We start from the raw sequence: 18,582 nt of genomic DNA, 5'->3' as shown, positions 1-18,582 counted from the left end.
GCGGATGCACCCTCGCAGTCTAAGGGGCTCACAACACACCAATAAGCGAGTGAGCCGATAAGCCCGTGCGCCGTTGATGGACGCACTAATCGGTGGACGGACCCTGGCTCGTCTTCAAACGCGACGAACCATGAGCGGTCACCTCAATACCATCAGGCACCAGAATCGACAGCAGCGGCGGACGAATACGAGCCGACAGGTACACGTGCACACTGTGATCAGAATCCACGGACACGTTCTCCAGGCGCAACGCATGAAAATCCTGCCCCGGCTGAACCTCAGCCAGGTACGCACTCGCATACTCCCACGCCGCCGAACCACTCGCTTCATCCGGAGTGCGCATCGTGCGGGTAATCGAGTTCGCCTGAGCGTCCGCCACATCCTGCAGATGCTGAGTCTGCAGATACGCACCCGTAATCGCCACCGTCACCGAACCGATGAGCAGAAGCAACGCCAGCATGCCCACAATCAGCAGGGCAATGCTGCCCTCTTCCGGGTCTGAGGCAATCGGGTCAGCGGCGAGGCGGCCTGAGGCAATCGGGTCAGCGGCGAGCGCCCGGCTCTGCACACGGGCTCGAATCTTCATGTTGGCACGAGCCAGCAAACCATTAGGAATCAGCATGACCAGACCCCCAACTCGTCGCATGAGAACTCACCGGAATCACGCCGCCACCCATAAACGAAGGCAGAAGCGGCAGACGCGCCTGAACCGTCACCGTGGCGTAGGCCTTCGTACCCGAGACGCACTCCCCCGACGCACAACTCAACGACACGCTCACATCGGAGGGCTCAACCCCATAGTCAGCGGCAGCATGCACCGCCAGACGCTGAGCTAAATCCGGGCCAACCGACGAATCCTGCGGTTGCTCCTGCACGTACAGCACCACCTGGGCGCTCGCCGCATGAGCTGCCATCACCGAAGACTGCAAGCTAAAAATCGTCAGAATGCAGTAGAGCACCGGGATGAGCAGAGTAATACCTAAGCCCAGGAACTCCACAATGGCGCTACCTTCTTCAGGATTATGCCGATCAGAGCGGCTCTTCAGGCGTTCCTTCACCCGTTGCCGAAGCGAAAAGTCGCTAATCACCGGAACGATGCTCCGCATAAATCGCATGCCCCTTCACCTCAATAGAATCCGGAAAACCCCACGGACCCAGCACCGGCAACGGCGACTTCACCGTCACCTCCAAAGTGCGCACACCCGTAGAATCACTACTCTGACGGTACGAAATATTCTCAGCATACGAGGACGGAAGAACCCCCTCAATCATCTGACGGGTACGCTCCATGCCCTCCTGCGGAGTGCGGTCACGCATCGTACCGTAACGTGCCCCAGCCGCCGCAGCATCCACCAACATGGTTCGTGCATACAGGGCGAAAGAAACCTGCAGAATCGCCATGGTCAGCAACACCAGCAGCGCACCGACCATGACGAATTCCGTGCTGACGTCACCGCGCTCGCTATCCTCCACAGAATGTTCCGCGGAGGATAGCTCAGCGGCAGTCAGCTCAGAAGCGATGCGGGGCTTACGCATTACTGGTGAACCAGGGCAATCGCGTCGTTGAACATCTTGGTCAGAGCGGGCTGAGCAATCGCCAGGATAGCGGCAACCAGCACGGCGCTCATCATGGTGATCATGACCCAGCCGGGCACGTCGCCGCGCTCGGGGTCATCCTGCTTGTTCTTCAGGCGCAGAGCCAGCACGGATGCGATAGCCAGGGCAATCAGCACGGTGAGGGTGGTGCGGAAACGACGGAACATGATTTTCTCCTTCTATCAAAGGGTGTAGTGTGTGGTTGGTGCGGCGCACCGGGCAATCAGCCCAGCCCACCGCGGTGCGACCGGTACGGTGTGTACCCGCCGCAAAATCTAAAAGTTCAAACGCATGAGCGATAAGCCCGGGAAGACCGCAAAAATCACCGTCAGCGGCAGGATGAAGAACACCACCGGGGCGAGCATCGCAATCTCCTTCTTACCGGCTGTTTCCATCAGCTCACGCTTAGCGTTATCGCGCACATCCTGAGCCTGCGCACGCAACACATCAGCCAGAGGGGTACCGCGCTCAATCGCAACAGCAATACCCTCAACGAAGCGGCTCAACGCCGGAACGCGAGTACGCTCCGCGAACTCCTGCAGCGCGCTCAGCAGCGAAACACCGGTGCGGGTCTGCGCCAAAATCTCAGAAAACTCACGAGCCAACTCACCGCGAGAGGTCAAACAGATACGCTCCAAAGCCGCCAGCGCCGACTCGCCCGCCGTCACCGACAGAGCCATCATCTCCGCCAGCGCCGGGAACTCAGCAACCAGCTGCTTCTCACGCTTAGTCACCGCCTCGCCCAGCCACCAGTCACGCGCCAGGAAGCCGCTCAAACCGCTCACCAGCACCAGCACAAGAGCCACCAGGATGGAGAAACGCTCCTGCACCACGCCAATGACGGTCAAGGCGCTCATGACGGTCACACCGGCAAGAGCCCACAGCAGCTGCTCAGCACGAAACGCGCTCACACTCTGCGAAGAGCCGGCACGACGCAGACGCTCCTGCACCGAACTATCGCTCAGCGACGAGCCGCTCAACGACGAAGACAGCGAACGCAGAAGCGGCGCGCAGAACGCCGAAATCGCCTCCAGCAGGCTCGGCTCACGGCGCTCCTGCTCCTTCAACAGCGACTCACGCAGAGTCTCACCGCGCAGCTGCGACGCCACACGATCAGAAAACGAAATACTGCGAGTATTCAGCACCGACGAAAGAATCAGACCCACGCCGGTCGCCAACAGCAGACCAAAAATCAGAGGCAGGTTCACCCGAAAACCCTCCGTTCACGCGGCAACTCACCAATACGCAGCATCAGACGGTACGCCGCCAAAGAAATAGCGGCACCGGCAATCATCAGCATCGCACCGGCAAAGGAGTTATAAACCATGCGCGCGGCAGGCTGAGTCGCCATCAAGCACAACACAAACCAGGGCGCCACACAGGAGAGACGAGCCGCATTCACAGTCCACGACTGGCGAGCCAGAAGCTCCGAACGGGTACGCGCATTCTCACGCAGAAAATCACTCAGCGTGCCCAGCAGCTTACCCAGGTCCGAACCACCCACCTCGCGGGCAATCTTCAACGCCTCAATAATGGTGTCCGCCACCGGGTCAGAGAGGTACTCCTTCAAACGGTTCAGCGACGGCACAAACTCACCCGACGCGCGGTAATCACGCGAGAAATGGGCGAAGGCATCACGCAGCTCTTCCGGGCCGCGGTACGAGAGCTGAATCAGCGCCTCCGGCAGGGACAGACCCGCTCGAATCGCCGAACGCAGGTGGTCCACCGCATCCGGCCACAACTGCCAAATACGGGCATCTGCCGCACGGGCACGATGATTCACAATCACGCGAGGCGCCGCAAAACCACCAATCAGGCCCAGCAGACCCAGCGGCAAAAGCTGAGTAAGCATCAGCAGCAGAACCGACGCGCTCACACCGCTGGCGACGCTCACCCACATGAACGTGCGAGGAGTCAGCGAATGCATACCCGCCTTACGCAACGCCACAACCAGCGCCGGATCGTTACTCGGCTTCGGCGGCTTGCCGTTATCAGGAAAGCAGGAAAGGTAAATCAGGCAGACGCCCAACCCCAAAATCAGGCTCAGAAACAGAGGCATTACTGCCCCGCCTTCGCCGCAGCCAGCACCTGCTCAGGGCGGTGACCGGCACGAACCCAACGGTCCGGGTTCGGCAGCTCCAACGCCACACACATCATCTGACCGTCACGGCGCACAAACAGCGGGGACATCTCAATCACGCCGTCCTCAACGCGGCCGCCCAGCATGCTGATCTCTTCGACCTGGCGCTGACCGCGCGAATCGCGGCCGCAATGCACCACAATGTCAAAGCAGGACGCCACGGTCGGCACCACGAACGCCGAGGAAATATTCTCGCCCGCCAGCAGCGGCAGGGTACAAATCTTGGTCACCGCGTCACGCGCCGAGTTCGCGTGAATCGTGCACATACCCGGCAGACCCGCGTTGAGCGCAATGAGCATATCCAGGGACTCCGCCTCACGCACCTCACCAATGAGGATGCGGTCCGGACGCATACGCAGAGCCTCCTTGACCAGGCGGCGTAGCTCAATCGCACCGGTGCCCTCAAGGTTCGGCTGGCGGCACTGCAGACCCACCACATCGCGTAGCGGAACCGCGAGCTCAAAGATTTCTTCGCACGTAATCACGCGCTCACGCGGCGGAATGGATGCCGACAGGCAGTTCAGCATCGTGGTCTTACCCGCCTGGGTTGCGCCCGAAACGAGGATGTTCATGCCGCTCTCCACCGCCGCGTGTAGCAGGGACGCCGCGCCGGCACTCAGCGAGTTCATGCGCACCAGGTCGGGCAGGCGGCGGGCACGCACCACGAACTTACGAATATTGATGCTCGTGTGCCTGCGAGTAATATCGGGAATTACCGCGTGCAAGCGGGAGCCATCCGGCAGGGATGCATCAACAAACGGGGAGGAAAGGTCCACACGACGGCCCGAAGGCTTGAGCATGCGCTCCAGCAAGCTATTGATCGCCTCGGCGCTCAGGTGCAGACCGGTCAATTCACTTTCGCCGTTACGGGCGATAAAGATTTCGTCAGGAGAGTTGATCCAGATTTCTTCAACGCTCTCATCATCGAGGAACGGCTGAATCACGCCAAAGCCGCAGATTTCATCGTGCAGGCGCTGAATCACGGATTCGCGGTCGCCCAAATCCGGCAGGGAAATGCGGGTGCGTCGCTGTTCGTAATCGGTCAGGTGCTCGTCAATGAGCCCACGCACCGTATGCTGGTCCTCGTGCGGGTCCAGGCTGCGGTGGCGCATTGCCTCACGGATATTCTCCTCGAGCAGAGTTAGATGCTCCGCCCGGGTATCCAGTACGGTGTTCTCCATTGAAATGATCCGATGCTGTGTGTGGTGTGGTTGTGTGGAATACGGTGAAGCATTGATACATCAATGCCACCATCACCCTACCCTCAGCGCATCAAATTTATCAAAATGTAATAAAACGCCCCTTAATATTTACGAGTATAGTATTTGAGCATTTTTGATGCACAGAATTGCACATATTGTTACCCAACGTGCACTAAAATTTCAAAACACCTAGTCAGCTGTGACTTGCAGAATAGTTGCAGGTACACCCCTCGAACCGCTCACCGTCAATCACTGCCATATTGCACTCGGTGCACACGTAACATTTCGTCTTAAAAGCCGCTGCCTCCCCTGCTAAAACGCAAGAACCCTACCCAGCAGCAGCACCTTCCCGGGCACAACTTTCGGGCACAGTAAAGGGGCGTGAACTCCCCCATCGGGAATACACGCCCCCATCACCAGCAATTATCTAGCGGTTAGTCGCCGCCACGAATCACCTTCACGGCTTCCTTAATCGGACCGTCAAAACGCAGGTTACCGTGCTCCAGCACCACGCCGCGGTCACAAATCTTAGACACCAAATCCAGGTCATGGCTCACCACGGCAAGAGTCTTACCGGCAGAGCACAGCTCCTGAATCTTCGCAATACACTTCTTCTGGAACGGCTCATCGCCCACCGCAAGAATCTCATCCACCAGGAAGATATCCGGGTTCGTATGAACCGCAACCGAGAACGCCAGACGCAGGTACATACCCGAAGAGTAGAACTTCACCTCGGTATCGATAAAGTCGTGAATCTCAGCGAAATCCACAATCGAATCGAAGGAAGCCTCAATCTCATCCTTGGTCATACCCAAGATTGCGCCGTTGAGGTACACGTTATCGCGGCCGGTCAGATCCGGGTGGAAACCAGCGCCCACCTCAATCAGACCCGCAATGTTGCCGCGGGTGAGAACCTCACCCTCATCGGCGCGCATCACGCCAGAAATCATCTTCAGCAGCGTAGACTTACCCGAGCCGTTCAGACCCAGAAGAGCCACACGCTCACCCTGACGAATGTCCAGGCTCACGCCGTTGAGCGCATTGAACTTCTCCGAAAGATCACCCTTACGGCCCTTAATCAGCCACACAAAAGCTTCCTTCATCGAACGGGTGTGGCGCAGAACGAAGCGCTTCACCAAATTCTCCACGTGAATCACCACGGGAGCGTCCGGGCTCACCGGCGGGAACTCAAGCTTCTTAATATCCACAGAATCAGAGCTCCTGGGCGAAGTTGCCCTCAAACTTACGGAAGAGCAAATCACCAATCAAAACGGTCAGCAGAGAAATACCAAGGGCAATCGGAGTCCAGAAGCTGAAGAGATGCGGAACCACCTGCGAAGCAGGAAGCGCCAAATCCTCAGGACGGAGCGTCGGATGCCAGAAACCGTAGTGGAACAGTTCCACGGCAACCGTCAACGGGTTAAGCATGAACACGTTGAACACCCAGGGGTACAGGGTGTCACGCACCATGGTCCAGGAATACAGCACCGGCGAGAACCAGGTAGCCACCATCAGCAGCATGTCCACAATGTTCTCCGAATCGCGGAAGAACACGTTCGCCACACCGAAAATCAGACCCAGACCATAGGACAGCAGCATCACGATGAGCATGCCCGCCAGAATCGATCCAAACGCCAGGAAAGTCGGGGACCAACCCACCAAGAAGCAGGCCAGCAGCATCACAGCAATCTGAGGCACAAAATGCACCAGAGCCACCCACACCGTCGACAGCGAGAATAGCTCACGCGGCAGGTAAATCTTACGAATCAGCGCGCTGTTAACCACCATGGCGCGAGCACCATTACCAAAACCCTCCGAGAAGAAGTTAATGGCAATCATGCCCGAGAACAGGTACACCGCATAGTTGTGCATACCGCGTTCCAAGCCAAGGAACATACCCATGGCAATGTAGAACACCAGGAACTGCACACCCGGCTTAATGTACGACCACAAAATGCCCAGCACCGAGCCGCGGTAGCGGACCTGGATTTCCTTATCGACCAGCAGTCGAAGCAGGTAGCGGTTCTTCACCGCATCCAGGATGCCGCGCCCACGGCCGGGCGCCTTCAGGGGAACAGACTTCAGATCGTTCATCGGGTCAGCTCAGAATCCGTATGCTCGGCGAAGGTCTTAGCCCACGCATCGTAGGAGGCAACCTCAGCAGCCTTCGAACGGTACTGCTCACGCAGCTTATCCCAGCCGGTCACCAGCTGAACGTGCAGCTTAGCAGCCTGAGCCAGCTTCGACTTGAGCTGCTCGGGGTCGCGGCGGTACCAGAACAGGCCGGTACCCTCAGCATTAGTCGCCAGAGCCGAATCGAACTTCGACAGGGTCCACCAGTTAGTCTCGCCGTAGTTCAGCTGAATCTGCGGGTGAGCCTTCGCCTCTTCGCTCACCGGTTTGAACAGCTGACGAGCAACAGTCTTCGCGGTCCAGGAAGCAAGCTTCTTGTAACCGGGGGACGCGAAGGAACGGCGACCACGGAACGGAGGCTTCTTCGTCTGGATAGCCGGGAAATCATCCACGTTCGGCTTCACCTGAGACTCCGGGTACTCCTTAGCCATCGCACGAATCACCGGCAGACGCTGCGAGAGCGAGGGGTGCAGGTGATCGGGGCCGGAGAGCAGGTCCTCCAGCGCCATCAGGCGGCCAGCCTCGGTGTAGTACTGCATGGACAGGGTGTGCTTGACGTCCAAGAACAGGGACTCCAGCAGCACGCGGCCACCCTTATCGAAGGGCGAGTGTAGCAGCGCCGTAATGAGGCGGTTGCGCTCGTGGTAGTACGCCTGCCAGCCGACGGAGTCATCCTTATCGGTCCAGGACACGTGCCACACGCCCGCACCGGGGAAGGACACAGTAGAGAAGCCCGCAGCCTTAGCGCGCAGACCGTACTCAGCGTCATCCCACTTCAGGAACAGGGGCAGAGACAGACCGATTTCCTTGATGACGGTGGTCGGGATGAGGCACATCCACCAGCCGTTGTAGTCCACGTCCACGCGGCGGTGCAGCCACGGGGTGTTACGCAGGTTGTAGTGGCCCAGGTTGTGGCCCATCGCCATGTCATTGTGCGGCTTAGCGTAGAAGTTACGCCACGGGTCAACAACCTCACCGAACGCGTGCAGGACCGAACGGTCGAACATGTCGAACATGTGCGCACCCACGATGGTGGGTTCCTTGCAGTAGTTCGCGAAGATCACCATACGCAGGATCGACTCAGGCTCAACGATAACGTCGTCATCAAGCAACAGCACGTAATCGGAACCGTTGTTAACAGCCTCAAACATGCCGCGCGAGAAGCCACCGGAACCACCCAGGTTGCCCTGGTTGATAATGCGGAACTTACCGGAGAGGGGCTTGACGACCTCTTCGAAGTCCTCGTGGTCCTGCACCTTCTGGGTGCCCTGATCCACAATCAGGAACTCGTGCACAGCATCGAAAATCTCTGGGCTCTCACCCAGAGCACGAATGTTGTTGATGCAGTACTCTACCTTGTTCATGGTGGTAATCTGCACAGTCGCCTGACCAACCTTCACGTCTGCGCGGGGCTCAATGTCGCCCAGCCAGTTCGCCTCAACCAGCTCAAGGTCGGTGGTGCCAGCCAGGTCGAACCAGTACCAGCCGCCGTCACCGAACGGTGCCAGAGGCAGCGTGAATGTGTTGGTTTCCTCGCCGGAGAGCAGCTTCGCATCCACGCGCTGAATCACGCCACGGCCGTTGGACTTGTACACAATGACCATGCCCTCGCCGCGAGTCTGAACGCTCAGCACGACCTTCTGCAGGTCAGTCCAGCGGCGCCAGTACGAAGCGGGGAACGCATTGAAGTACGTGCCGAAAGACAGGCTCTGACCCGCGTTCACGGTGATGGAGCGACGGCTGTTCAGGCTGTTCGCGGCATCACGGTTCGCGCTGGAGCTCGACACAGACAGACCGGAGGTGTTCATCGCCTCCGCAATAGAGGTGGAAGCGTCACCGTCAATACGGGTGGGCAGCTGAACGCCGGTTGCGACACTCGCGTCCACGTACAGGGGCACGACGTCAGTCTCAACCGCGCTCGGGAAAATAACCCGCTGCAGGTTCTTCAAAGTCTTATCAGCCATGGTTATGCGTCAACACCACCGGACTCGATCTTCGCACCGTTAGCGAAGTGCGGGCGGATCTTGTTGTCAAACATGGACAGTGCAGCGCCGATAGCCATGTGCATATCCAGGTACTTGTAGGTACCCAGGCGGCCGCCGAACAGCACATTGTTCTCGCCCTTAGCCAGGTCGCGGTACGCCAGCAGCTTCTCACGGTCCACGGAGGTGTTGACCGGGTAGTACGGCTCGTCACCCTTGTTCGCGAAGCGAGAGTACTCGCGCATGATGACGGTTGCATCCTTAGTGTAGTCACGCTCGGGGTGGAAGTGACGGAACTCGTGGATGCGGGTGAAGGGAACATCAGCATCGGGGTAGTTCATCACGGAGCAACCCTGGAAGTCCTCAATCGGCAGGACTTCTTCTTCCAGGTCGATGGTACGCCAGGACAGGTCGCCCTCAGCGTAGTCGAAGTAGCGGTCAACCGGGCCGGTGTAGACCACGGGAATCTGACCCAGGACGTTCTCGCGAGAGTACTGGTGACCGGGCTCGAAGAAGTCAGTGTTCAGGTGCACCTCAATGTTCGGGTGCGCCGCCATACGCTCCAGCCACGCTGCGTAGCCGTCAACGGGCAGACCCTCGTACTTGTCGTTGAAGTAGCGGTTGTCGTAGTTGTAGCGAACCGGCAGGCGGGAAATGATGGATGCGGGCAGCTCTTCCGGCGGGGTCTGCCACTGCTTAGCGGTGTAGTGCTTGATGAACGCCTCGTATAGGGGGCGACCAATCAGGGAGATACCCTTATCGTTCAGGTTCTGCGGGTCGGTACCAGCCAGCTCGCCAGCCTGCTCAGCGATGAGCGCCTTTGCCTCTGCGGGAGAGTAAGCTGCGTTGAAGAACTGGTTGATGGTGCCCAGGTTAATCGGCATGGGGTAGACGATGCCGTTGTGGCGGGTGTACACGCGGTGTACGTAGTTGGTGAACTCGGTGAAACGGTTCACGTACTCCCAGACACGCTCGTTGGAGGTGTGGAACAGGTGCGCACCGTAGCGGTGCACCTCAATACCGGTCTGCTTCTCCTTCTCGCTGTATGCGTTACCACCGATGTGGGAACGGCGGTCCAGCAGGGCAACCTTCAGGCCCAGCTCAGTGGCAGCCTGTTCTGCGATGGTCAGACCAAAGAGGCCCGAACCGACTACTACGAGGTCAGCGGTCAATGTTTTCTCCTGTATTATCACGGCGCACCGCCGCTTCTGCGAGGGCGGTATTCACCTACCAGATTGGACACATCCGAGTGTTCTCAGTCGCGCCGCAATCCGCACGGGTAGGGACAAAAAGCCCCACCCGTGATGGATATAGTCATAATCTAAGATACCCGTTTATCATGCCTCACGCATACTTATGACGTGTTTTTAGTGGCTTTTGGGCTATTGTTCGCACACTCTTTCCCCGAGTGAATATTCTTCACGAACCCCGAGGTCAAGCGGGTCTGAGCGAGTTTCTTTTTCTGCAGACTTTGACGTTCCACCAACGGCAAGGAAAGTTGGTTTACGGGTAAATATTCATTGTGAATAGCTATCGCGATTTTGTTGAACCACCAAACGATCGACGGGACAAAGCCGTGAACCAATTCGGATACCAGAGTCTTCTAGGGGCGTCAATGAGGATGCGCAAGCAGGGTCAAACATGGATGTTTCAGCGGGTGCACTGCCGGGCTTTTCGAACGGCAATCTGGGCAGTATATCGGTGAGTTATCCACAGTTTTTTGAAAAACGAGGCGAAAAATTCAAAAAATACGAACATGTTAATTTTTATACAGATAATTTATTGAGCTTTAATGCCTTTTAATGTTTTCTGAGGGTATGACTCTCTTCTTTCTTGACCACCACAACACCACTCTCCCCTACCCCCGCGTACTCCGACTCGACGGCGAGGCGGCACCCAACGGGATACAGTTGCGCCCTGGTAGCGCAGGTAGCGCAAACCAGCAGGCTCTAGAGCAGGCGCTCAACCACGCTCTGCAACACCCTGCCGCCGGCACGCACGCTCAGACACAGGAGACTACGTTCCAGCTACGCCCCGTGCACAATAATGACCCCCTCGACGCCACGGGTGCGCCAAACAGCCACATTCCGAACGAATCTCAAACTCCGGGCGCACCCGCCGTCAGCCTCCTGCACATTCTGCGCGGACCCGACGCGGGCGCAACCTTCCCCATCAGCCGCGGCCGAACCAGCCTCGGCAGGGCGGCGCTAACTACCCGCGGAGAAGAACAGCCGCACCACATTCACCTGCAAGACCCCTTCCTCAAGCCGGTGCACGGCAACTTCTACGCCGACAGCTCCGGCATCCGCTGGATCGAGAAACGCCCCGCTGCAAGCGAGGGCAGCGAGAACGCACAGGGCAGTATGAAAGCACAGGGCGGCAAGAAGTCACAGGACGGTAAAAAGGCCCAGAACGCCGAGCCGCGCATCCTGCGCTGGGGCGAGCCTTTCCGCCTCGGCTCCTCACTCTGCATGCTCACTTCCCCCAGCACCGACGGCGAACGCACCGCCACGAAGGCGAGCGCCACCGCTTCCCCCGACTCTTCCAGTGGCGAGCCCGCGCAGATGCTCGCTCCCCTGGGCGATGCCGGAAACCCCTTTGAGCCGGTGGTGGTGAACCCTCCCGCGCCGCGTAAGCTCAAGCAGATTCTGCTGAGCGTGTGCCTGCCGATTGTGGTGGGCCTGATTATTGCGCTGGTGACCGGCATGTGGTTCCTTCTGCTGATGTCTGCGGCGTCTTCGCTGCTGATGCTCCTGCATTTCTTTGGCGGTCGGGCGGAGAACCGTGCCGCATCGCAGCAAACTCATCAGGCGGCACTGCAAGAGAAGAAACGTGCCCTCGCCCTGCCGACCGCGGGCGGCCTGGCAATTTCGGGTCCCTCAGCCCTGCATGATGTCGCCTACCCGGCTATTGTGCTCGGATGCGGTCCCCGCCAGCCCTACCTGCGCGGCCGCAACCTCCCGCTGAGCACTCTGGAGAAACAGGAGGCGCCCCACTATCTTCCGCTACCCACCCCGGCTCTCGGTCACTACCTGAAGCTGGAGGAGGCGCATCTGCGTGCCTACCTGGTGCAACTGGTGGCGGGTTATCCGGGTGCGGTGCATGTTCTGTTGGCGGGTGCTGAAAGCGCTGATCAGCTGCGGACCAATAGTCTCTTGCAGACTCTGGCTGTGGTGCCGGGTGTGAGCGTGCATTGTCTGCCGGGCGTGCAGCAGGAGAAGTATCTGCAGGCCCGGCAGAGCAGCTTGCAGTCGGAGCTTTCCGCTTCTGTTCCGCCGCTGATTCTCATGCCCCAGCAGGCGAGCGCTGTCTACGCTCCCCTGCTGACCGCGCTGAACTCTGGGGCGGTCGCGGAGTCTTCGCAGTCCCGTGCGTTCGCTTCCCCGCGTGAGCAGAAGATGAATGCCCCGGCACTCTGCGTGCTGGGCAGCGCTGAGGGTGATAGCTCCGCCCATACACCCGGTGCGCTTTTTGGTGCCGCCTGGGTTGAGTGCGCGAGTGAGGGTAGCCACCGTCAGAGCATCCGATACCGTACGCAGGGCTATGCGGCGCCGCCGGTGCAGCCCACCGAGGGTGTCTACCAGGTGCATCCGCTGGCGTGTGAGGGTCTGTGCCAGCACGCCGACGGGCTCAGCGTTGAGGCGTTCTGTGCCGCTCTTGAGAACCTGTACCGCACCGGATGCGAGCAGGAGCAGGGTCCGCTCAGTGAGGCGCAGGTGCACCAGTCGACGCATCTATTCTCTTCCCTGCAGGCGCAGAGCGCGCGGCAGAAGAACCGCACCGATGACATGGCGGTGGAGTCCGTTCTGCAGCGCTGGTCCGCTCAGCGTTACGCCTCCGATATTCGCTGCTACCTGGGTGTTTCTTCGGGTGGCTCACTGAATATTGGTCTGTCTGAACACGGCCCGCACTGGCTGCTCGGTGGCACGACCGGTGCCGGCAAATCGCAGCTGCTGCGTTCGCTGGTGCTCAGCACTGCCCTACGTTACCCGCCCGAGCGCCTCGGCCTGATTCTGGTGGATTTCAAAGGCTCGGCTGGTTTGGGTCCTCTGGCTCAGCTACCGCATGCGCTCAGCGTGTTGAGCAATTTTGATGTGTCCGCGGTGGAGCGTGCGCTCGAATTTTTGCGCGCCGATATTCACCGACGCGAGGTGGATCTGCAGGCGCTCGGCGTGAACTCCTACCGTGACTACCTGGCGTCCTGCCAGGCGGCGGGTACGACTCCGCGCTATCCCGAGCTGCTGATTGTGGTGGATGAGTTCCGCATGCTCATCGATTCCATGCCGGACGCTATGGCTGAGCTGATGCGCATTGCCACGATTGGCCGCTCGCTGGGTCTGCACCTGGTGTTGGCGACTCAGCGTCCGCAGGGTGCTATTTCGCAGGATATTCGCGCCAATATTGCCACGAGCATTTGTCTGCGTGTGGCGAGCGCGCAGGATTCCTATAACCTGCTGGAGCATGAGTCTGCGGCATATATTTCGGCGGCGCATCCGGGTGCCGGGTATGTGCGCCTGCCGGATGGTCGTTCTCTACCGTTCCGCGCCCCGCTGGTGGATGCGGTCCCCTCGAGCAGCGATGCCCGTCCGGTGCAGGTACTGGGTCTTGAGGAGGGCGGCTGGCGTGAGCTGACTGCCACTTCTGCCGTTCAGACGTTGGGCGGTCATGAGGATGAGCTGCTGATTCGTTCGGCACAGCAGATTCGTGCACTTTATGAACGCGAGTACGCACCGAAGAGTCTTCAGAAGAATGCGGCAGTTGAAGATGAGTACTGCCCGATTCCGCCGGAGCTTCCCGAGAGCACCCCGCTACCCGTGGTGGAGGCGCCGGTGAGCGAACCGGTAGCGTACGGCATCGACCCGGCGGCTACCTCTCAGGTTGTAGATTCTCAGGAACCCGCAGACTCTGGCGCGGCTTCCGAAGGGTACCTGTTGGGCGAGCTGGAGATTGCCCGCTACGGTGTGCGCCGCCCGATCAGCTGGTCGGGTCAGCAGGCTCTGGCGCTGCTGGCTCAGAGTGCCGAACGTGCCCCGATGCTCTACGGTCTTTTAACTCAGGCGTTTGCCACCCGCACGCCAGTTGTTCTGCTGACCTCTGACGGTGCGCTCTACCGCGACCTGGAACCCTACGCCGGTGCCTTTGAAGCGCTCGTGGGTGCCCAGGAACTTTCGCATCTACGTTTCTGCCTGGAGGAGCTGCGCACCCCGAACCTGTGGGGTACCGAGGGCTCCGCCCGCCCGCTCATTGTCGTGGATGGCCTGGACAGTTGGCTGGAGGCGCTGGTTCGCCAACCCGATACGGAGAACCTACTCTACGACTTGCTCTCGCAGGGGTGCCGTCGCGGCTATTCGGTGGTGTTCGCCTCCGCGTTGAACCCGCGCGGTCGTTTCGCCGCTGCGGCGCATTCCACGCTGTTGAGCCGCCGCTTCCTGGACGCCGACCTGATGCGTTCAACGAGCAAGGACTACCCCACCCCGGCGCAGAGCCACTACTGCGTGGAGGGTGCCATTAACGAGGAGCTGATTGGGGATCAGCCGCTGAGCGCGTCGATTCTTTCGCCCTGCGTTGCGGGTTTCCGGGAGCTGGTTCAGGTTCTGCGGGGTAACGCCGCGAGTGCTTCTAACGGGTCGAATACTCGCCCCGGCACTCTTCTGCGGCAGTTCCCCGAGTACTATCGCATGCCCTCGACCGAGTACGTGACCGCCGCCCACGCCGCGTGCAATCCTCAGGGCGCTAAGCTGTTGGTCGCGTTTGACCGCCGGCAGATGCCGGTGTGGTTGAGCGCCCCGGCTGGCGCGGTAGTTCCGGTGCAGGGTTCCCGGTCGGCGGGTAAAACCACCCTGCTGGAGAGCATTGCTCAGCTCAACCCGCAACTCGAAGCCCTCGTCCTTGAGGGTTCTGGCGGCACCTCGGGTGATGGCGGTGCTACGGGTGAGCCGCCGAGCGTGGAGCGTACCCGCGCGCTCCTGGATTCGGTGAAGGACCCCGCACACACGCTCGTGTTTGTCGATGACCTGCAGTATCTCTCCCCCGCCATTCAGCAGCTACTTCTGGAGCGTCGAGGTGAGTTCCGCGCCATACTGGTCGCCTACACGCCCTGGCCGAGGCGCGCCTCCTCACCCCTGCTGGCTGCGCTCATGGGATGCTCGCGTGCGCTTCTGCTCGCGCCCGCATCCCTGGCGGATGCCGACATGTGCACGGTGACCGCGCTACCTCTGGATCGGTTCACGCAGGGTGAGCAGCCCGCCGGCCGTCTCGTGGTGGTGGATGGTGCCTCCGTGTGCGCGGCGCAGGTTCCCCTGGCACTGGCCACGGCTGCACAGGCTGTAACAGCTACGCAGAAGGTACCGGCTGGAGTCTAGAGTGGAGCGGTCTAGAGTGAGCCGTCTAGGGTTTTACACTCCAGGGGTTTAGCGGTGTCGGCGGTTGTACTTCTCCGCTTCTTCGCCCGATGCCTCGGTGACCGCCTCAATATAGCGGCGGCTACTGGGCATGAGCACGAAGATGAAGGCAGCCGCCGCACCAATAACACCCGCAATCGTGATGAACTGGCCGATATTCAGGCCGTAGGCACTCACGTTCATGACTAAGGTGCTTGCGGTGACCCACAGGGCGCAGAGGGTAATCAGAATCATGGGCAGGCGCGAACCGAAGCGGCCGCGGTAAAAACGCAGGCCGAAGTAGGTCATGCCCGCGGCAATGAGCACCTGGAGTACGCCGCCCACAATCGCCTGGGCGGTAGACATTCCGCTGATGATAAAGGGGTAGAGGATACCGCGAATCAGAATGTATGCCGCGAAGACTTCGGTCAGAACGAATGCGTAAATGACGTTGAACGGGCGTGACGTCACGGTGGGCTCCTCATGGGTAGTGTCGGCGGCAGACCGGGGTTTATTTGGTCCGATGTGCTGGTATGTTTCCGATGCGCTGGTGCGTTAGCGGGTGGGCGCTCCCCCGTCTCGGGTTCACCGCCTCGTCGTCGGTACGGTATTTCAGGGGTAGGTACCGCTTTATATTATGCCTGAGGCGCCGCTCACCCAGCCGCCCGCGTCTCGCCTATGAGACACAACTCAGAATATGTGTGTCAGCATGCGATTCCCCACCCTCTCAATTAGACAAAGGTTTGCCTAAGTGATAGATGCCTCAGTGTAATACTGAAGTTTTTAGAGAAAAGTACTTGTCACATCCGCTCCAACATGCGAAAGTTGATAAGTCAATTTTCACCCTAACGCTGGGTGAGCATCCCATCATCGGATGTATTTGACACGCACACAGGAAAATAGATGTGTCTTGCCACCGCGTGAGACCGTAAATCATGAAGGAGGTCCACCGTGGATTGGCGTAGTCGTGCAGCTTGTTTGGACAAGGATCCGGAGCTGTTCTTCCCCGTAGGAAACACCGGACCTGCCCTGTTGCAAATTGAAGAGGCTAAGACTGTCTGCCGCTCTTGCGAGGTTGTAGACGTCTGCCTGAAGTGGGCCATCGAGACCGGCCAGGACTCCGGCGTATGGGGTGGCACCAGTGAAGACGAGCGTCGTGCGATGAAGCGTCGCGCAGCTCGTGCCCGCCGTGCATCCTAACTTCCGGAGTATTCAATAGGGCATCAAAAGCGTGGTGCAGTGATATAAAGTCACTGCACCACGCTTTTGCCATATACAGAACCTATCTAGACAGCAAACTGCCGCCACCCCGTACTCGGGGCGGCGGCAGTTCAATATGTCGTGCGAGAAGGTGGCTAGATGAGCACCGCGGTGATGACCACGCGGGTACCGGTCGGTTCGTTAGCCTCCCAGCGGATCGAGCCGTTCAGCTCGCTCGCCACCAGGGTACGCACAATCTGCATGCCCAGGCCTTCCTTACCGGTCACCGGGCGGTAGGCGTTCGGACCGGACTCTTCAATCTTCTTATCGCCCATGCCCTTACCGTCATCAGTAATCACGACGGTGAGGATGTTCTCACCCTCATCGTTGGTGCCGCGAATACCCTCGAGGGTTACGGTACCGGTCTCACCGTCCAGGCCGTGCTCCACAGCGTTCGCGACAACCTCGTTGATAACCAGCGCCAGAGGGGTAGCGAACTGGCTCGGCAAAGATCCAAAGGAGCCAATCAGTTTGGTAGACACGTGCTGACCGGGGGAAGCAAGCTCAGCGGCAAGGTGGAACTGACGCTCAATCAGCTCGTCAAAGTTGACGTTCTGAGTCAGGCCCTGCGAGAGCGCCTCGTGCACGGTAGCAATCGTTGCCACGCGGCGCATCGCCTGCTCCAGGCCCTGACGTGCCTCATCAGTGGTCATACGGCGCGACTGCAGACGCAGCAGAGCGGACACGGTCTGCAGGTTGTTCTTCACGCGGTGGTGGATTTCGCGGATGGTCGCGTCCTTGGTCATGAGTTCCAGTTCACGGCGGCGCAACTCGGTCACGTCGCGGCAAAGAATCACGGCACCTTCACGCTCGATGCGAGCACGCCTCTGCGCAAGCAGCGGGATGGATCGCATGGTCACGCGGGCACGAGCAATAACCAATTCGGTGCGCAGGTCACTACGACCTGCAAGGACCAACTGCAGAGTTTCATCCGCCTGCTCACCGGCAGGAAGCATCGCACGTGTGACGTCGGCGAGGTTTTGCTTTTCGAGGTAGCCGGTCATGCCCATGCGGTTGTACATGGAGTTCGCGTTCGGGGAAGCGACGACCACACGACCGGAAGGGTCAAGCACAATAATGCCGTCGATCACGCGGGGGTTGCCCTGGGTGTTATTTCCCTGGGCAAGGGGGTCGGGCCACAGGCCGGAGTGCACCATGGAGAGCATGGTGTCAGCAGTATATTCGTAGACCTCGTCACTGATGGAGGGGTAGCCACTGGGTGTGGCAATCTTGTGGCTGGTCAGCAACGCGATGGTGCGGTTGTTGCGCACGATGGGCACAAAGGTTACGTGCACGCGCGGGCGGGAACCAACGCCTTCACCGCTTCCTTCGTCGGTGTAGGTGCTGATGTTCTGGTCAATCCAGACGCGGTAGGCTTCGTCGCGGATTCCGTCTTCCATGTCGTGGTCGATGATGTCGTGGTGGAAGAGGGTTCGGACGTTGGAGGGGCGCACGTGCGCGAAGGCACGGAAAGTACTGGTTTCGCTGGGGCCGGATACGGCGTCCGGGGAGCTACCGTCGGCAACAACGTAGTCGGTGGGGAACCATAGAACCAGGTCACTCTGGGCGATGTCAGAGATGACCTGCCATTCACCCATGATGAGGTGAACGCGTTCAGTGTCGCCGGGGCCGAAGTCGCAGGCGCTCATAATTCCTTCTGCAAAAGACATATGTTTGTGTGCTTCCCATGAGTTCGGGTGTGTTCAACCATTTTACGGTGTGTTCGCCGCAAATCCCATTCGAACGGCAATACGTGGAATAGTTTACAGAGCATTTCTTGGAGTGCGCTTTTAATCGCAAATATGACGCAGCGCAATGAGAAGCACCCCTCAGTTGTACAGTGAGGCATTCGCACCACTCCCCCGCCCTCAATATGCGTAAGACGCAGA

15 protein-coding genes are annotated in these 18,582 nt (G+C 59.4%); 2 read left to right on the top strand and 13 right to left on the bottom strand.

The features are described 5' to 3' along the window. Positions 1-85: 85 nt before the first annotated feature. From HMPREF2779_RS07435 to glf, 11 genes are all read right to left on the bottom strand, one after another. Entirely contained in the window at positions 86-646 is a 561-nt protein-coding gene (locus HMPREF2779_RS07435; protein WP_105361202.1) for a pilus assembly protein TadG-related protein, read from the bottom strand. Next, a complete protein-coding gene (locus tag HMPREF2779_RS07430; RefSeq protein ID WP_105361314.1) occupies positions 609-1,115 on the bottom strand; it encodes a pilus assembly protein TadE in 507 nt (168 codons plus the stop codon). Before HMPREF2779_RS07430 ends, HMPREF2779_RS07435 begins: the two co-directional genes overlap by 38 nt. Further along, entirely contained in the window at positions 1,081-1,536 is a 456-nt protein-coding gene (locus HMPREF2779_RS07425) for a TadE family protein (RefSeq protein ID WP_105361201.1), read from the bottom strand. Before HMPREF2779_RS07425 ends, HMPREF2779_RS07430 begins: the two co-directional genes overlap by 35 nt. Next, a complete protein-coding gene (locus HMPREF2779_RS07420; protein WP_005505403.1) occupies positions 1,536-1,763 on the bottom strand; it encodes a hypothetical protein in 228 nt (75 codons plus the stop codon). Before HMPREF2779_RS07420 ends, HMPREF2779_RS07425 begins: the two co-directional genes overlap by 1 nt. Before the next feature lie 108 nt (positions 1,764-1,871). Continuing rightward, positions 1,872-2,804 (bottom strand): type II secretion system F family protein, encoded by a 933-nt coding sequence (locus HMPREF2779_RS07415; RefSeq protein WP_049345773.1) that lies wholly within the window; start codon positions 2,802-2,804, stop codon positions 1,872-1,874. Further along, positions 2,801-3,655 carry a type II secretion system F family protein gene (locus HMPREF2779_RS07410; RefSeq protein WP_005505400.1) on the bottom strand — a complete coding sequence of 285 codons (855 nt, stop codon included), beginning with the start codon at positions 3,653-3,655 and terminating at the stop codon, positions 2,801-2,803. Before HMPREF2779_RS07410 ends, HMPREF2779_RS07415 begins: the two co-directional genes overlap by 4 nt. Next, positions 3,655-4,917, bottom strand: a complete 1,263-nt coding sequence (locus HMPREF2779_RS07405) for a CpaF family protein (RefSeq protein ID WP_070685013.1) — start codon at positions 4,915-4,917, stop codon at positions 3,655-3,657. The genes HMPREF2779_RS07410 and HMPREF2779_RS07405 overlap by 1 nt, the downstream gene beginning before the upstream one ends. A gap of 455 nt (positions 4,918-5,372) precedes the next feature. After that, positions 5,373-6,146, bottom strand: a complete 774-nt coding sequence (locus HMPREF2779_RS07400; protein ID WP_005505398.1) for an ABC transporter ATP-binding protein — start codon at positions 6,144-6,146, stop codon at positions 5,373-5,375. A 4-nt stretch (positions 6,147-6,150) separates the two neighbouring features. Further along, positions 6,151-7,032 (bottom strand): ABC transporter permease, encoded by an 882-nt coding sequence (locus HMPREF2779_RS07395; RefSeq protein ID WP_070685009.1) that lies wholly within the window; start codon positions 7,030-7,032, stop codon positions 6,151-6,153. Then, positions 7,029-9,035 (bottom strand): glycosyltransferase, encoded by a 2,007-nt coding sequence (locus tag HMPREF2779_RS07390; RefSeq protein WP_105361200.1) that lies wholly within the window; start codon positions 9,033-9,035, stop codon positions 7,029-7,031. The genes HMPREF2779_RS07395 and HMPREF2779_RS07390 overlap by 4 nt, the downstream gene beginning before the upstream one ends. Positions 9,036-9,037: 2 nt before the next feature. Further along, a complete protein-coding gene (gene glf, locus HMPREF2779_RS07385) occupies positions 9,038-10,225 on the bottom strand; it encodes a UDP-galactopyranose mutase (RefSeq protein WP_005508581.1) in 1,188 nt (395 codons plus the stop codon). Positions 10,226-10,870: 645 nt separating this feature from the next. Between glf and HMPREF2779_RS07380 the strand changes: the two genes are divergently transcribed. Then, positions 10,871-15,415, top strand: coding sequence for an FtsK/SpoIIIE domain-containing protein (locus tag HMPREF2779_RS07380; RefSeq protein ID WP_233992316.1), 4,545 nt, complete (start codon positions 10,871-10,873; stop codon positions 15,413-15,415). 48 nt (positions 15,416-15,463) lie between these two features. Here HMPREF2779_RS07380 and HMPREF2779_RS07375 read toward each other — a convergent pair whose 3' ends face one another. Beyond that, positions 15,464-15,904 (bottom strand): alpha-N-acetylglucosamine transferase, encoded by a 441-nt coding sequence (locus tag HMPREF2779_RS07375; protein ID WP_105361198.1) that lies wholly within the window; start codon positions 15,902-15,904, stop codon positions 15,464-15,466. Positions 15,905-16,384: 480 nt separating this feature from the next. On the opposite strand from HMPREF2779_RS07375, the gene HMPREF2779_RS07370 reads away from it, so the two are divergent. After that, entirely contained in the window at positions 16,385-16,633 is a 249-nt protein-coding gene (locus HMPREF2779_RS07370; protein WP_005505386.1) for a WhiB family transcriptional regulator, read from the top strand. Between the two features lie 155 nt (positions 16,634-16,788). Here the strand turns inward: HMPREF2779_RS07370 and HMPREF2779_RS07365 are convergent, their stop codons facing one another. Then, positions 16,789-18,363, bottom strand: coding sequence for a sensor histidine kinase (locus tag HMPREF2779_RS07365; RefSeq protein ID WP_070685002.1), 1,575 nt, complete (start codon positions 18,361-18,363; stop codon positions 16,789-16,791). Positions 18,364-18,582: the final 219 nt, after the last annotated feature.

The organism is Rothia sp. HMSC069C03 (assembly GCF_001811075.1).
Taxonomy (GTDB): domain Bacteria; phylum Actinomycetota; class Actinomycetes; order Actinomycetales; family Micrococcaceae; genus Rothia; species Rothia mucilaginosa.
The sequence above is the reverse complement of the archived record's forward strand: the minus strand, read 5'-3'. Positions and strand labels throughout refer to the sequence as shown.

What these genes read in the sequence shown, in the direction of transcription:
- HMPREF2779_RS07435 (WP_105361202.1), bottom strand. Translation starts at nt 646, where the DNA reads ATGCGACGAGTTGGGGGTCTGGTCATGCTGATTCCTAATGGTTTGCTG.
- HMPREF2779_RS07430 (WP_105361314.1), bottom strand. Translation starts at nt 1,115, where the DNA reads ATGCGATTTATGCGGAGCATCGTTCCGGTGATTAGCGACTTTTCGCTT.
- HMPREF2779_RS07425 (WP_105361201.1), bottom strand. Translation starts at nt 1,536, where the DNA reads ATGCGTAAGCCCCGCATCGCTTCTGAGCTGACTGCCGCTGAGCTATCC.
- HMPREF2779_RS07420 (WP_005505403.1), bottom strand. Translation starts at nt 1,763, where the DNA reads ATGTTCCGTCGTTTCCGCACCACCCTCACCGTGCTGATTGCCCTGGCT.
- HMPREF2779_RS07410 (WP_005505400.1), bottom strand. Translation starts at nt 3,655, where the DNA reads ATGCCTCTGTTTCTGAGCCTGATTTTGGGGTTGGGCGTCTGCCTGATT.
- HMPREF2779_RS07405 (WP_070685013.1), bottom strand. Translation starts at nt 4,917, where the DNA reads ATGGAGAACACCGTACTGGATACCCGGGCGGAGCATCTAACTCTGCTC.
- HMPREF2779_RS07395 (WP_070685009.1), bottom strand. Translation starts at nt 7,032, where the DNA reads ATGAACGATCTGAAGTCTGTTCCCCTGAAGGCGCCCGGCCGTGGGCGC.
- HMPREF2779_RS07390 (WP_105361200.1), bottom strand. Translation starts at nt 9,035, where the DNA reads ATGGCTGATAAGACTTTGAAGAACCTGCAGCGGGTTATTTTCCCGAGC.
- HMPREF2779_RS07380 (WP_233992316.1), top strand. Translation starts at nt 10,871, where the DNA reads ATGACTCTCTTCTTTCTTGACCACCACAACACCACTCTCCCCTACCCC.
- HMPREF2779_RS07365 (WP_070685002.1), bottom strand. Translation starts at nt 18,363, where the DNA reads ATGTCTTTTGCAGAAGGAATTATGAGCGCCTGCGACTTCGGCCCCGGC.